The organism is Mariniphaga sp. (assembly GCF_041687215.1).
Lineage (GTDB): Bacteria > Bacteroidota > Bacteroidia > Bacteroidales > Prolixibacteraceae > Mariniphaga.
The window spans coordinates 59,240-72,046 of record NZ_JAWLCI010000015.1 but is presented as its reverse complement, the minus strand read 5'-3'; the positions used below and the strand labels follow the sequence as shown (position 1 = coordinate 72,046).

Genomic DNA, 12,807 nt, shown 5'->3' with positions numbered 1-12,807 from the left:
ATTCCCTTACAAAAGTAAAGTATTGATTTCCTTTAATTCCTACTATATTTCAATCGCAACCCGATGAATAAAAAAGGCGACCCACTGGCCGCCTTTAGCGAAACACAAAAAATATCATTCAATACTTTTTGAATTAAATCAAAGGTACTTATTTATGCCTGATAAAAAAAATGTCCGACCGTCGGACAAATATCGGACAAAAAACCAACAAAAAAGCCGCAAATAATTGAATTTCAATTCTTTGCGGCTTTGCCAAAGTGAACTTGGAGGGACTCGAACCCCCAACCTCCTGATCCGTAGTCAGGTGCTCTATCCAATTAAGCTACAAGTCCTTTTTTAAAGCGGTGCAAATATAATACTTTTTGCCAAACGGTATCAAACTTTACAGGTACTTTTCCATTTTGTCGCCGATTGTTACGTTTTCGTGAAAATCGACCTGAATTTTGAGGTTGGTTAACATGCGATCTGTGCCGGCCATATTGCAGGCTTCATGCACATTTTCAAGCAAACCAGACAGCTCTTCGAAGGTACATTCCACCACCGTTTCAAAAGGACAAACCTGATAGTTGAAACCCGTCTTTTGAATTGCTTCAATAGCCGCATCAACCAGTTCATATTTTATTTTTCCATCAGCTTCCGGAAGAACCTGGATGGCCACGTTAATTGTCCTCTTCTTCCAATTCATCGGGCAGTTCCAAATTATTTTGTTTGTTTACAATATCAAGTATTTCGTTGCGCGACAACACTTTCACGTTGGTAATTATCATATCTTCTTCCAAAAAATCTCCGTATTGGTTACACTCTTCCACCACGTTGCTGAAAACCTTTTTTATGTCGGCAGTAACTGGTAAAAGAACCAGGGATGTACAAAATCCTTCAGAAAAATCGATGGATTCGAATTCTCCATCCACCGGTTTCAAACCAAAAATGAGTTCATCTTTAACCAGTTTCTGCTGTGTTTTGGTGAGCAACTCATTTCGGTTCCGATTAATAAAAACCAGGTAGTAACGCAACTTTTTCCCTTTCCCGCCCAAACCGGTAGAAATAAAAAATTGCTGTTCGTCGAGCAGTGAGGTTTGCAGCAACATGCGGTTTTCCTGCACGGCAAGCACAGCCCAGCTTCTGATTTCTGAACCGGCTTGCTCCAAAAACTTTTCCAGTATGCGGTAAGCCTTCACATCGTCTGTTCCGGCCAACCCAATCAGAATTTCCTTTTTCTGATCCAGATCGGTTTCAGGCATAAAAAGTTCGTCAGCAAATTCTAGGTAATTTATTTCAGCCTGGTCCTCTCTCACCTTTCTGGAAATTTCAAAATATTTCATTTGAACTTCCAAATCAATTTGCTCTTCCAAAATATTGAAGTTACCTGGCAGGTCTTCAAACAACTTTTGAATGTCGTTATAAAATTCTTCGTCTTTCATTCAATACAATTGAACGGCAAAAATAACCAGAACTTATTAGATTAGGAAATGAGGATGAATATTACCCTGTTTTATTTACCCCTGATTATTCATGAATAATCCCTATCTCCGATAGCGCCTAAGATTCAGTAATCCCGATTCTCGGGACAACTTCATCTAAGTCGGGATTAACCTGAACTTGATTCATATTTTAATAAATTTATGAATAGTTCAGGTTAAATGGAATTTAAATATCTTTGCAAGCCTGTTTTAATTTGATTTAAATAAAAAGAAGAAGGGCTGACCGATTGTGAAGTTGAGCGAGGTAAAATATCAGGAAACAGTTATCATTACAAAAATATTAGGTCACGGATCGTTTCGCCGGCGGATTTCAGAAATGGGATTTGTGAAAGGGAAAGAAGTGAAAGTGATTAAAAGTGCCCCTTTTAAAGGCCCCATCGAATTTAAAATCCTGGATTACAATGTTTCGCTGAGGAAGTCGGAAGCTGACCGCATTGAGGTGGTTCCGGTGAGTGAATTTGACACATCGAATAACGGTAGTTACGAAGGTGTAATCGACCGTAAAATTCAATTGGTAAATCAGTCGGAACGAACCCGCACAATCAACATCGCACTTGTGGGAAATCCAAACTGCGGAAAAACCACCCTGTTCAATTTCATTTCAAAATCGAAGGAAAAAGTTGGGAATTACAGCGGGGTGACTATTGATGTTAAAAAAGCCAAACTAAAAGCCAAAGGTTATACGTTTAATTTTTTCGATTTGCCCGGAACATACAGTCTGACTGCCTATTCCAACGAAGAAATTTTTGTAAGGGAATTCATTTACGAAAAAACACCGGACATTGTTATCAATGTAATCGACTCCACCAACATTGAGCGAAATCTTTTTCTCACAACTCAGCTAATAGACATGGATTTGCGCATTGTTTGCGCGCTGAATATGTATGATGATTTGGAGCGAAAAAAGATACAATTCAAAACCAACGAAATTTCGCGCTTACTGGGTATTCCATTCATCCCAACCATAAGTTCGAAGGGAATTGGATTGGATAACCTGATTGACAAGGTGATTGAAGTTTTTGAAGGGCGGGATAAAATTACGCGACATGTGCACATTAATTATGGAAAAGATTTGGAAGAATCCATTCGGAAAATCAGGGAAAAAGTTAAGGAAGACAAGCCTGTTACCGATAAAATTTCTTCGCGTTTTCTTGCATTGAAACTACTGGAAAAAGACTCACATATAGAGGAACTGCTGGCAAATTATTCAAACTTTTCAGAAATTAAAAAAACTACCGAAAGGGAAATTAAAAAAGTTGAGTCGCTTTATAACGAGCAAAGTGAAACGGTAATTACCGATGCCAAATACGCATTTATTACCGGCGCACTCAAAGAAACATTCAAAAATCCACTGCGAAAAGAAAGATCCAATTCAGAAAAAATTGACGATGTATTAACCCACCGGATTTGGGGATTGCCCATTTTCACGGGCATTTTGTTTGTCATGTTTTATGCCACTTTCAACCTGGGTGCTTTACCAATGGGATGGATTGACGAAGGTGTGCTGGCTTTGGGCAACTTTTTTTCAGGAATAATGCCCGACGGAATGCTGAAAGATCTGATTACCGACGGAATAATTAGTGGCGCCGGCAGTGTGTTGGTTTTTCTGCCCAACATTCTCATCCTGTTCTTTTTTATTTCCCTGCTCGAGGAGTCGGGATATATGGCACGTGCGGCTTTTATTGTGGACAACATTATGCACAGGTTTGGCCTTCACGGACGCTCATTTATTCCGCTGGTTATGGGTTTTGGCTGCAATGTGCCGGCCATTCTGGCTACTCGTTCCATGCGCAACCGTGGCGATCGGTTGCTAACCATGCTCATTGTTCCGTTTATGTCGTGCAGTGCGCGGCTGCCGATTTATATCCTTATCATTTCTGCCTTTTTTATAAAATACCAGGCACTTATTTTAATCGGAATATATGCTGTTGGAATTGTATTCGCTTTTTTAACGGCACAAGTTCTCAACAAAACAGTTTTTAAAAACAAGGAAACTCCTTTTGTTATGGAACTGCCATCGTACCGGATGCCAACCCTGCGGAACATAATTTTTCACATGTGGGATAAAACCCAGCACTACCTAAAAAAAATAGGAACCATTATTTTGCTTGGAGTAATCATAATATGGGCATTGGGCTATTTCCCGCGCGAATCGGAACATACAGAATATTTTAACCGGCAATTGACTGCCATTGAGTCCAATACAGAATTCAACGACACTCAGAAAACAGAATTTACCAGAGATGTGCAACAGGCAATGGAAGCCGACAGGCTGGTTAATTCTTACCTGGGAAAAATGGGGCGAGGAATTGAACCGGTTATGCGACCGCTGGGTTTAGACTGGAAAATGAGCATTGCCCTGGTTGCCGGATTGCCGGCAAAAGAGATTGTAGTGAGCACCATGGGAGTTTTGTACCAGAGCAGTGACGACGAATCAACTGTCAATCTTCAGCAAAAATTACAAAATGAAATTCATACAACCGGCAAACGCCAGGGCGAAAAAGTTTTTACCCTGCCTGCCGCACTTGCTTTTCTGATTTTTATATTGCTGTACTTCCCGTGTGTTGGCGTTGTGGCTACCATAAAAAATGAAGCCGGTTCGTGGAAATGGGCTGCATTTGTAGTTATTTACACTACAGTGCTGGCGTGGGTTACTGCTTTTTTAGTTTATAATTCAGCAAACCTTTTTCTGTAAAAAATGATACAGGAAATTATTACATACGTTATTGTTGCACTGGCAATTGGCATGGCGGTTTATAAAAGCTACAAAAAACTGAAACGAAAAAAATTGCTAAAACAATCTGACGGGAAAATTGGTTCTTCCACTTCACAATCTGCCTGTTCCAATTGCATTGCAGATTGTATTTTAAGAAATGCTTCAACTGAAATAAAAAATGAAAATGCCCAACTTTGCGAAAAGAGCATAGAAAAACTTAAATGTTCCTGAGGTTTCGGATGATTTCTTTGGGATTTTCAGAACCAAATACAAAACTTCCGGCAACCAAAACATCAGCGCCGGCTTCAACCAACTTTTTACCGGTGTCGTAATTTACTCCGCCATCCACTTCAATCAAACATTCCGACTTGCTTTCCAAAATAAGCTTTTTGAGTTGCTTCACTTTTTTATAGGTATGGTGAATAAATTCCTGGCCACCAAATCCCGGGTTAACCGACATTAAAAGTACCATGTCAAGCTCAGTAATTATATCCTCTAAAACCCTGACCGGAGTGTGCGGATTCAGGCAAACACTGGCTTTCATTCCATTTTCCCGAATTTGGTTTACCGTGCGGTGCAGGTGCAGACAGGTTTCGTAATGAACTGTAAGCCAGGATGCACCGGCTTCGGCAAAAGCTTCTATGTAATTTTCCGGATTGACAATCATCAGGTGAACATCAAGCGGCTTTTTGGCAATTTTTTTCACGTGCTCAACAATGGGAATTCCAAATGAAATATTCGGAACAAAAACGCCGTCCATTACATCACAATGAATAAAATCGGCCTCGCTTTCGTTTATCATTTGGATATCTCTTCCCAGATTGTTAAAATCGGCTGCAAGAATAGAAGGTGCAATTTTTGGTTTTGTCATAAAAATGAAAAATTATTGCCCGAGGTAGGCTTTCAGTAAACGGTTTCGGTATTGGTTTCGTAATTTTTTTATGGCTTTTTCTTTAATCTGACGGACTCTTTCGCGGGTAAGTCCAAATTCATCGCCAATTTCTTCCAGCGTATGCGGGGAACATCCGTTCAGCCCAAAATAATAACGAAGAATGTCGGCCTCCCGATCGCCCAAAGTAGCAAGTGAACGTTCAATTTCCAGCCGTAAAGAACTGTTAATAAGGCCAGAATCAGGGCTGGGTGAATCATCGTTCAACATAACATCGTACATGTTATTCACTTCTTCATCGCGCAGCGGGGCATCCATCGAAATATGGATATTGGAAAAATTCATGGCATCTTCAACCAGTTCAGATGTAGATTCCATGAGTTCCGCCACTTCATCGATGGTAGGATCGCGCTGGTATTCCTGCTCCAGTTTGTTAAACGATTTGTTGATTTTGTTAATTGAACCAATTTTGTTCAATGGCAAACGCACTATCCGGGACTGTTCGGCAAGTGCCTGCAAAATAGACTGTCGAATCCACCAAACGGCATACGAAATAAATTTGAATCCTCTTGTTTCATCAAAGCGCTCGGCAGCTTTTATTAATCCCAGGTTTCCTTCATTAATTAAATCGGGTAAACTCAACCCCTGGTTCTGGTATTGTTTCGATACAGAAACAACAAAACGAAGGTTGGCTTTAATAAGTTCTTCGAGGGCTTCACGGTCTCCTTTTTTAATTCGTTTGGCGAGTTCAACTTCTCTTTCTGCAGACAACAACTCTACCTTCCCAATTTCATGCAAATACTTATCAAGCGACAAGGTGTCACGATTAGTAACTTGCTTGGTAATTTTAAGTTGTCTCATAAAGTTGGTTTTATCACAATCTTTTCATGCAAAAATGTCAAATCGAAATTAAACGGCTCAAAATTAATACAGTTTTTAAAATATCTATACGAAATTTAATTCGTTTTGTTAGCAGAACGTTGCTACAATAAAAATGTTCAGATGAGGAAACGGTTCACTAAAGGCTCATCAGGTAATTTTTGAAGGAGTAAAAATCACTGCTCATTGAAATCGCCTTCTTCTTTCCGCTCATAAATTCAGCAAGTTTTTGAGGAAGCAGAATGTTTCCCTTGCCCACAACAGTTTCTACTGTTTCGGTAAATTTAGCCGGGTGTGCTGTTTCCAAAAAAACTCCAACCTGGGTTATTTTCAAAAACTCTTCCAATGCCATGTAACCACATGCTCCGTGCGGATCGCAAAGGTAACCGGTTTCCTCAAACACTTTTTTAATGGTTTTCCTTATCTGTTCATCAGAATATCGAAAACCTTTAATCACCGATGAAATTTTTTTATATGAATGGTTATACAAATCGAGAATCCGGTCGAAATTGCTGGGAGTTCCTACATCCATAGCGTTGGCAATGGTTTCCACTGAAGGACGGGGATTGTAATTACCGGTTTTTAGATATTCGTAAACCACGTCGTTTTCGTTGTTGGCTGCTAAAAATTGAGTTACCGGAAGTCCCATCTCGCGGGCAAACAATCCGGCAGTGAGGTTCCCAAAATTACCGCTTGGAACAGAAATTACAAGTTCTTTATCTTGAAGGACTCCCTGCTCTTTCAGCCGCGCAAAAGCGTTAAAATAATAAAACGCTTGCGGAAGAAAACGCGCCACATTGATGGAATTGGCCGAAGTTAAAAGCAACTTTTTATTCAATTCCTCATTGAGAAAGGCAGTTTTAACCAAAAGCTGGCAATCGTCAAAATTCCCGTCCACCTCCAAAGCCGTAATATTTTGACCGAGCGTGGTAAACTGCGATTCCTGTATTTTGCTCACCTTTCCTTTGGGATACAGCACATGCACGTGAATACCTTCCACGCCGAGAAAACCGTTGGCTACGGCGCTGCCTGTATCGCCCGAAGTGGCCACCAGCACATGCACCTGGTTGTCGTTTCCGGCCAGAAAATAGTTGAGCAAGCGCGCCATAAACCGGGCGCCCACATCTTTAAACGCCAGTGTTGGCCCGTGAAACAACTCCTGCGACCAGATGTTTTCTGTAACTTTTACAACAGGGCAATCGAACTGAAGTGTATCGTAAACAATTTCTTTGAGGGCGGCATCTTCCACGTCTTCGCCAAAAAATTTGTTCGCCACTTCAAACGCAATTTCCTGAAGCGAAAGATCCTGAATATTTTCAAAAAAATCCGGTTCGAATTTTTCAATCCGTTCAGGCATAAACAAACCTTTATCGGAGGCAAGCCCTTTTATCACTGCTTCCTTCAGGGTGACAGATGGAGTATTTTTGTTGGTGCTGTAATATTTCATATTTCTAAAAACTTTCGGATAAACTCATCCCCTTTCAACAAACCAAGTGCACCGTTTTTTACACTGAACTCATCGTACACTTCCACTTCGTCGGGTTCAATACCGGGTTTGTAAATCACGAACGGTACCGGTTCGCGGGTATGAGTTTTCAAAGCGCAGGGCGTGGGATGGTCGGGCAAAATGGCAATAGCCACCGGCTCGTCCATTTTTCGGGTTTCTTCCAGAATGTATTTTACTACGCGCCGGTCTAAATATTCAATGGTTTTGATTTTAAGCTCCACGTCGCCTTCGTGGCCGGCTTCGTCGCTGGCCTCGATGTGCAGGTACACAAAATCGTTGGTTTTCAGCGCTTCCACCGTGGCCTGCGCTTTTCCCTCGTAGTTGGTATCGTACAAACCGGTGGCGCCTTCCACATGAATCACTTCCATTCCGGCGTAAACACCAATTCCGTGCACCAAATCAACTGCAGAAATTACAGCCGATTTTTCCACTCCAAACATTTCCTTTAAAGTGGGCATCTGCGGTTTGTAACCCGGCGACCAAGGCCAAATGCTGTTGGCAACCGCTTTGCCTGCATTTTTCCGTTTTTGATTCACAGGGTGATTTTCCAACACTTCCTGCGATTTCAAAATAAGTTCATTTAACAGGTGGGCTGTTGAAATGGCTTTAATTGATGTGGAAGTGACTAAAACATCTTTAAATGGGGTTCCCGGAACATCGTGTGGCGGGGTGCATTTCAATTCTTTATAGCCGTTTTTCACCACCAATAAATGCCGGTAGGAAACACCTGGATAAAATTTCACCTGATCACTGCCCAGTTTTTCATCCAGAAAATGAATCAACTCCGCAGCTTCTTCGCTGGAAATATGCCCGGCTGAATGGTTTTTAAGAATTCCATTTTCGATAGTGAGTAGGTTGCAGCGCAGGGCCAAATCGCCGGATTGAAGTTCAATGCCCATGCTGGCCGCTTCGAGCACTCCGCGCCCGTCGTAAACTTTTTCCACATCGTAACCTAGAACTGCCATGTTGGCAATTTCGCTGCCCGGGTGCATGGTGTCGGGAACAGTAATCAGCCGGCCTGTTTGCCCGTTTTTTGCCAGCCAGTCGATGTGTGGTTTTTCAGCCATCTGCAATGGCGTTTTTCCACCAAAATCAGCCAGCGGTTCATCCGCCATTCCATCACCAAGTATAATTAAATGCTTCATTTTTAAAAACTCTGAACTTTAAACTTTGAATTCTGAACTATATATTCGATACTTTAATCAGGTCGGCAAAAACGCCGGCGGCAGTTACCGAAGCACCGGCGCCGTATCCTTTAATTAACATGGGAAATTCGTTATACCGCTCGGTGGTGTACATCACCAGGTTGTTGCTGCCCTCCAAATCATAAAACGGATGCCGTGAATCCACTTCCTGCAATCCAATTAGTGCTTTCCCGTTTTCATATTGCGCCACAAACCGCCACTTTTTATTTTCGGTTTCCAGTCTTTTTCGCTTTTCTTCAAATCCGACATCGAGTTGAGAAATATTCTTCCAAAAATCGTCAAGTGAACCATCAAAAAAATCATCGGGTACAAACCGGTCAATGGTAATATCTTCCATTTCAAGCGGATAACCTGATTCACGCGCAAGAATGAGTATTTTCCGTGCCACATCCACACCATTCAAATCCATTCGCGGATCGGGCTCAGAATAACCCTGTTCCTTTGCCATTCTGATGGTTTTGCTCAAAGGAAGTTCTTCCGAAATCGTATTGAAAATAAAATTCAGGGTTCCGGAAAGAACAGCCTCAATTTTTAAAATCCGATCGCCTGAATTCACCAAATCATTCAGGGTGTTTATAATCGGCAATCCGGCTCCCACATTGGTTTCGAACAAAAATTTAACGCCTTTTTGTTTGGCCATATTTTTGAGCCCGATATAGTTTTCGTAAGTTGAAGAGGCAGCCACTTTGTTGGCCGTAACCACCGAAATATTGGCACTCAGAATTTCTTTATAAAAATTTGAAACCTCATCAGATGCAGTGCAATCCACAAACACCGAATTGTAAATATTCATGTCTTTCATTTCGTCCACAAATCCCTGCAGGCTCGATTTTTTTTCTGATTGTTCCAGCATTTCTTTAAAAGAATTCATTTCGATTCCCTCGCGCTGAAAAACCATTTTTCTGGAGTTGGCCACGCCGGTCAGTTTCATTTTAAGGTGTTTTTCATCCAGTAGTTTTTGCTGCTGCTTTTGCAACTGTTGCAGCAAACTACTGCCCACAGTGCCCACTCCCATAAGGAACACATTCAGTTCCACATTTTCGGAAAGGAAGAACGATTCGTGCACCACATTCAGGGTTTTGCGCAATTCAAGAGTTTTTACCACCCACGAAATGTTCAACTCCGAAGCACCCTGCGCAATGGCAATGATGTTGATCCCGTTTTTCCCGATGGTGGAAAACAATTTTCCGGCAATGCCCGTAGTGTGTTTCATGTTTTCGCCCACAATGGCCACAACCGATAATTCTCTTTCGATATCAATTTTACTAACCTGTCCCGTTTCAATTTCTTTTTCAAATTCATTACGAATGGCGCTTTCAGCCAGTTCAACAGCATGCTCATCAATGGCCACGCTAATGGAATTTTCTGAAGATGCCTGTGATATCAGAATCACATTTACACTCACACTGGCCAATGCGGTAAACAAACGCATGGAAATACCGGTAACTCCCACCATACCAATTCCCTGCAAGGTAACCAACGAAATGCCGGAAATAGAAGAGATTCCTTTAATGGGCCTTTCTTTTGGAGTTTTGGCACTGCTTAATATAAGCGTTCCCTCATTTTCGGGGTTGAAGGTATTTTTAATTCGAATGGGAATTCCTATTTGATAAACCGGCAAAATGGTTGGCGGATAAATGACTTTGGCCCCAAAGTGCGAAAGTTCCATTGCCTCTGAATAGGTAAGCTCCGGAATAGTGTATGCCTTGCTGATAACGCGCGGATCGGCAGTCATAAAACCATCCACGTCAGTCCATATTTCAAGCGAATCCACTTTCAGAGCAGCAGCCATAATAGCTGCGGTATAATCAGAGCCACCTCGGCCAAGAGTTGTAAATTCGCCTTTGGCGTTTTTGGCAATAAACCCGGGCAAAATGGCAATTCCTGTAAATTCAGCAAATTCCTTTTTTATTTTCTGGTTGGTAATTCCGAAATCTACACGGGCTTTTCCAAAATTACTGTCGGTTTGAATCAGTTCGGCAGAATCAATTCTCACAGCGCCCGGAATAAATTGTGCAACCAGGTGCGACGAAATCCGTTCTCCAATGCCGGCAATCCGGTCGAGGGTTTTTGCTGTTAATTCGCCAACAAGGGTAATTCCGGTCAGAATTTGCTCCAGTTCATCGAGTAATTCTTCGGCAATGTAAACCATAGCTCCCGAACCGTTAAAAAGTTCGTTAATGGCTTGCTTGTGCCGGTTTTTAATTTCTGCAAGCAGAGGATGAAAATCGTCCGTTCCGGTTGAAGCAATTCGTGCAGCATTCAGAATGAGGTCGGTTACACCGCCAAGCGCGGAAACCACAACGATGGTATCTTCTTTTTGCTGAAGGACAATTTCCTTTACCATTCTGATAGTGGCAGCCGAGCCTACTGAAGTTCCTCCAAACTTTAAAACCTTCATTTCATTTCACTTTAAAATAAAAAAACCGGATGAAACGACAGAATCGGATCATCCGGCAATATCTGTCAATTTACTTTTATTAAGCTGTTGTTGTTGTTTTTCCTGAGATAGCTTCCAGAATTTTTGTTTCAAGTTCGTGTGCCAGTTCCGGATTATCGAGAATCAGGTTGCGTACCGTTTCGCGCCCCTGCCCAAGTTTGGTATCGCCGTAACTAAACCAGGAACCGCTTTTTTTAATGATATTATATTGAACGCCCAAATCAATGATTTCACCTGATTTGGAAATACCTTCACCATAAAGAATATCGAACTCGGCCTTACGGAAAGGCGGCGCCACTTTGTTTTTTACCACTTTCACCCGCACATTGTTTCCCATCGCTTCTTCGCCGTCTTTAATCTGGCCAATGCGGCGAATGTCGAGGCGCACAGAAGCATAAAACTTTAAAGCGTTTCCACCGGTTGTGGTTTCGGGATTTCCGAACATTACACCAATTTTTTCGCGTAGCTGGTTAATAAAAATGCAGCAGGTTTTTGTCTTATTGATATTAGCCGTAAGTTTTCGCAAAGCCTGAGACATGAGTCGCGCCTGCAAACCCATTTTGGAATCGCCCATTTCACCCTCAAGTTCAGCTTTTGGCGTGAGTGCAGCAACCGAGTCAATCACCACAATATCAACAGCACCTGAACGTACCAGATTATCCACTATTTCGAGGGCCTGTTCTCCGTTATCGGGTTGCGAAATGAGCAGCTCTTCAATATCCACTCCCAGTTTTTGGGCATAATACGGATCGAAAGCATGTTCGGCGTCCACAATGGCAGCAATGCCGCCGGCTTTTTGCGCTTCGGCAATGGCATGAATAGCAAGTGTTGTTTTACCCGATGATTCAGGACCGTAAATTTCCACCACACGCCCACGCGGATAACCGCCAATTCCCAAAGCCACATCAAGTGCAATGGAACCTGATGAAATGGCAGGAACATCGTCTGCAACCCGGTCACCCATGCGCATTATTGAGCCCTTGCCGTAACTTTTTTCAATTTTGTCCATGGTAAGCTGAAGCGCTTTCAGCTTTTCCTTGTTTACCTGTGTTTTTTCTTCTTTCGTCATGTTCAGAAAAGGTTAAAGGTTTATACTTTCTAAAATTTGATTTGTATGATCTTTGGTTTTCACTTTTTCAAAAACTTCCTGAATAATTCCGTTTTCATCAATTATAAAAGTGGTTCTTAAAACTCCCATGTACTTTTTGCCGTACATACTTTTTTCGCCCCAGGCTCCGTAAGCCTGTAAAATTTCCTTTTCGGTATCGGCAATCAGGTCAAACTTCAAACCGAATTTTTTCCTGAATTTTTGATGCGATTCCACACCATCGGGACTAACGCCAACTACTTCAAAACCTTTTTCGAGCCAATCGTTGTAATTGTCATTCAGGTTGCACGATTCAGCAGTGCATCCCGGTGTGTCATCTTTCGGATAAAAATAGAGTATCAGTTTTTTACCGGAAAAATCACTTAATTTAATTTCTTTGCCATCCTGATTAATTCCTGAAAAATCAGGAGCTTTATCTCCTGCTTTTAATGCTGTCATGTTATTTTATTTTTTTTTCGAAGAGTTACAAATATACGTTATTTAATAATAAAAGTTAAGTAACTTATCAACAGAATCCTGCTGTTTCCAATCTGCCGAATGTACCGCATTGCACAATTTTTGTAATTTTACAGGGTATTTGAA

The 12,807-nt window shown here is 41.7% G+C and carries 11 protein-coding genes and 1 tRNA gene; 2 read left to right on the top strand and 10 right to left on the bottom strand.

What is annotated here, in order from left to right; genetic code table 11:
• Window positions 1-258: 258 nt before the first annotated feature.
• From ACESMA_RS07830 to ACESMA_RS07820, 3 genes are all read right to left on the bottom strand, one after another.
• Window positions 259-332: transfer RNA gene (locus ACESMA_RS07830), tRNA-Arg, on the bottom strand.
• Window positions 333-382: 50 nt separating this feature from the next.
• The gene (locus tag ACESMA_RS07825) at window positions 383-685 is read right to left on the bottom strand and encodes an MTH1187 family thiamine-binding protein (RefSeq protein WP_372948238.1); all 303 of its coding nucleotides are present in this window, start codon (window positions 683-685) and stop codon (window positions 383-385) included.
• Window positions 660-1,421, bottom strand: a complete 762-nt coding sequence (locus ACESMA_RS07820; RefSeq protein ID WP_372948237.1) for a hypothetical protein — start codon at window positions 1,419-1,421, stop codon at window positions 660-662. The genes ACESMA_RS07825 and ACESMA_RS07820 overlap by 26 nt, the downstream gene beginning before the upstream one ends.
• 289 nt (window positions 1,422-1,710) lie before the next feature.
• Between ACESMA_RS07820 and feoB the strand changes: the two genes are divergently transcribed.
• Together feoB and ACESMA_RS07810 are read left to right on the top strand one after the other, a co-directional pair.
• On the top strand, window positions 1,711-4,176 hold the full coding sequence (gene feoB, locus ACESMA_RS07815) for a ferrous iron transport protein B (RefSeq protein WP_372948236.1): 2,466 nt from the start codon (window positions 1,711-1,713) through the stop codon (window positions 4,174-4,176).
• A gap of 3 nt (window positions 4,177-4,179) precedes the next feature.
• The gene (locus tag ACESMA_RS07810; protein ID WP_372948235.1) at window positions 4,180-4,428 is read left to right on the top strand and encodes a hypothetical protein; all 249 of its coding nucleotides are present in this window, start codon (window positions 4,180-4,182) and stop codon (window positions 4,426-4,428) included.
• On the opposite strand, the gene rpe is transcribed toward ACESMA_RS07810, so the two are convergent.
• From rpe to bcp, 7 genes are all read right to left on the bottom strand, one after another.
• Window positions 4,415-5,068 (bottom strand): ribulose-phosphate 3-epimerase, encoded by a 654-nt coding sequence (rpe, locus tag ACESMA_RS07805; protein ID WP_372948234.1) that lies wholly within the window; start codon window positions 5,066-5,068, stop codon window positions 4,415-4,417. The genes ACESMA_RS07810 and rpe overlap by 14 nt on opposite strands.
• A 12-nt stretch (window positions 5,069-5,080) precedes the next feature.
• The gene (locus ACESMA_RS07800) at window positions 5,081-5,947 is read right to left on the bottom strand and encodes an RNA polymerase sigma factor RpoD/SigA (RefSeq protein WP_372948233.1); all 867 of its coding nucleotides are present in this window, start codon (window positions 5,945-5,947) and stop codon (window positions 5,081-5,083) included.
• Window positions 5,948-6,104: 157 nt separating this feature from the next.
• On the bottom strand, window positions 6,105-7,412 hold the full coding sequence (gene thrC, locus ACESMA_RS07795) for a threonine synthase (RefSeq protein WP_372948232.1): 1,308 nt from the start codon (window positions 7,410-7,412) through the stop codon (window positions 6,105-6,107).
• Window positions 7,409-8,617 carry a cofactor-independent phosphoglycerate mutase gene (locus tag ACESMA_RS07790; RefSeq protein WP_372948231.1) on the bottom strand — a complete coding sequence of 403 codons (1,209 nt, stop codon included), beginning with the start codon at window positions 8,615-8,617 and terminating at the stop codon, window positions 7,409-7,411. Before ACESMA_RS07790 ends, thrC begins: the two co-directional genes overlap by 4 nt.
• A gap of 37 nt (window positions 8,618-8,654) precedes the next feature.
• Complete coding sequence (thrA, locus tag ACESMA_RS07785) at window positions 8,655-11,078, bottom strand: bifunctional aspartate kinase/homoserine dehydrogenase I (protein ID WP_372948230.1); 2,424 nt, start codon at window positions 11,076-11,078, stop codon at window positions 8,655-8,657.
• 79 nt (window positions 11,079-11,157) lie between these two features.
• Window positions 11,158-12,186 carry a recombinase RecA gene (gene recA, locus ACESMA_RS07780; RefSeq protein ID WP_372948229.1) on the bottom strand — a complete coding sequence of 343 codons (1,029 nt, stop codon included), beginning with the start codon at window positions 12,184-12,186 and terminating at the stop codon, window positions 11,158-11,160.
• A gap of 12 nt (window positions 12,187-12,198) precedes the next feature.
• Window positions 12,199-12,663 carry a thioredoxin-dependent thiol peroxidase gene (gene bcp / locus ACESMA_RS07775; protein WP_372948228.1) on the bottom strand — a complete coding sequence of 155 codons (465 nt, stop codon included), beginning with the start codon at window positions 12,661-12,663 and terminating at the stop codon, window positions 12,199-12,201.
• Window positions 12,664-12,807 lie beyond the last annotated feature (144 nt).

Excerpts from the sequence above, each read along its gene's own strand:
- ACESMA_RS07825 (WP_372948238.1), bottom strand. The coding sequence starts at position 685 with ATGAATTGGAAGAAGAGGACAATTAACGTGGCCATCCAGGTTCTTCCG.
- ACESMA_RS07820 (WP_372948237.1), bottom strand. The coding sequence starts at position 1,421 with ATGAAAGACGAAGAATTTTATAACGACATTCAAAAGTTGTTTGAAGAC.
- ACESMA_RS07810 (WP_372948235.1), top strand. The coding sequence starts at position 4,180 with ATGATACAGGAAATTATTACATACGTTATTGTTGCACTGGCAATTGGC.
- rpe (WP_372948234.1), bottom strand. The coding sequence starts at position 5,068 with ATGACAAAACCAAAAATTGCACCTTCTATTCTTGCAGCCGATTTTAAC.
- ACESMA_RS07800 (WP_372948233.1), bottom strand. The coding sequence starts at position 5,947 with ATGAGACAACTTAAAATTACCAAGCAAGTTACTAATCGTGACACCTTG.
- thrC (WP_372948232.1), bottom strand. The coding sequence starts at position 7,412 with ATGAAATATTACAGCACCAACAAAAATACTCCATCTGTCACCCTGAAG.
- ACESMA_RS07790 (WP_372948231.1), bottom strand. The coding sequence starts at position 8,617 with ATGAAGCATTTAATTATACTTGGTGATGGAATGGCGGATGAACCGCTG.
- thrA (WP_372948230.1), bottom strand. The coding sequence starts at position 11,078 with ATGAAGGTTTTAAAGTTTGGAGGAACTTCAGTAGGCTCGGCTGCCACT.
- recA (WP_372948229.1), bottom strand. The coding sequence starts at position 12,186 with ATGACGAAAGAAGAAAAAACACAGGTAAACAAGGAAAAGCTGAAAGCG.
- bcp (WP_372948228.1), bottom strand. The coding sequence starts at position 12,663 with ATGACAGCATTAAAAGCAGGAGATAAAGCTCCTGATTTTTCAGGAATT.